General features: G+C 43.3%; 2 protein-coding genes. Both read left to right on the top strand.

The window, feature by feature from the left end; translation table 11 throughout:
* The first annotated feature begins 88 nt into the window (after positions 1-88).
* Positions 89-298: a hypothetical protein gene (locus QUA58_RS31370; protein WP_333398021.1), complete on the top strand. Its 210-nt coding sequence runs from the start codon at positions 89-91 to the stop codon at positions 296-298.
* Positions 247-1,161, top strand: coding sequence for an ISKra4 family transposase (locus tag QUA58_RS31365; protein ID WP_333398023.1), 915 nt, complete (start codon positions 247-249; stop codon positions 1,159-1,161). The genes QUA58_RS31370 and QUA58_RS31365 overlap by 52 nt, the downstream gene beginning before the upstream one ends.
* Positions 1,162-1,181 lie beyond the last annotated feature (20 nt).

Here is a 1,181-nt window from a genome sequence, read left to right as displayed (position 1 = left end):
GGGAGCATCCCATTAAGGAAGTAAGTATTTATACTTAGTTTAGAAACAGGTAAAATGTTAAAAAATCACACCTCAAGGATAGAAACATATGAACCCAGCTAACGAACAAAAACTCAAGTACCATCTCAGGGAAGTAGCAAAACTTTTAAAAGAGGAAACTCCGCAGGAGGAACTACAAAACTTTGAGCATATAGAGTTGGCTGCAAGAAAGCATATACTCGAAACGGTCGGACCAGAAATTGGCACATTTTTTTTTCTTCAGGGGAGCCTCCAGTCAAAGGAAAACAACGGCAAGTAAAAACCTGTATCGGCATAATAACAGTCAAGAGCCGTCGGGCAAAGCAGCTAGGATTAGCGCCCAGGACTCAGCTAAGTCCAGTGATGACCAAATGTTGTTGGGTAGCTAGTGCCAAGTCTTCCTATGAGGAAGCCGAACAAGATCTCGCACTGATGACGGGCATCAAAATAGGACACAGTAGTCTCCATCGTTTAGTACAAAAGAGTAACTTTCCTCAAGCCGACAGTAAACACAGGGTGGATAGCCTCAGTGTAGATGGGGGAAAAATCCGCTTGAGAACCGAAGAACCAGGGCCTTGTCAATGGCGAGATTATAAAGCGGTAAGTCTACATGATTCAGTGTGCCAAGCCTATTTTCAAGAGAATGACGCTCTAATCAGTTGGGTACACAAGCAATCCCTGAGCCGTATGATCACCTGCGTTGGTGATGGTCATGATGGAGTTTGGAAAATTATCAGTGGATTAAAACCTGAATCGGAGCGAAGGGATGTACTTGATTGGTATCATTTAGTAGAAAATCTCCACAAAATTGGGGGGTCATCTCAACAGTTAAAACGACTAGAAACCTCACTGTGGAGAGGTTGTGTGGATGAAGTTTTAGAGGAGCTATCTGAAAGAAAGGGACACTTAGTACAGAATTTTCGGGCTTATTTAGCAAAGCATCGCCACCGAATTGTTAACTATGATTTATATCAATCCCTTGGGCTTGCTATTGGCTCAGGTTCCGTTGAATCTACAGTCAAACGGATTGGCGCTCGCGTGAAACTTTCGGGAGCACAATGGCTTCCTCAATCTGTATCTAAAATCCTTCGCTTACGCTGTGCTTATCTTAACGGGGAATTTTCCTTAAGTATTTCTGCTTAGTTCTCAACTGGGATGCTCCC

The sequence above is a fragment of the Microcoleus sp. N9_A1 genome (assembly GCF_036701795.1).
GTDB lineage: Bacteria > Cyanobacteriota > Cyanobacteriia > Cyanobacteriales > Microcoleaceae > Microcoleus.
The sequence above is the reverse complement of the archived record's forward strand: the minus strand, read 5'-3'. Positions and strand labels throughout refer to the sequence as shown.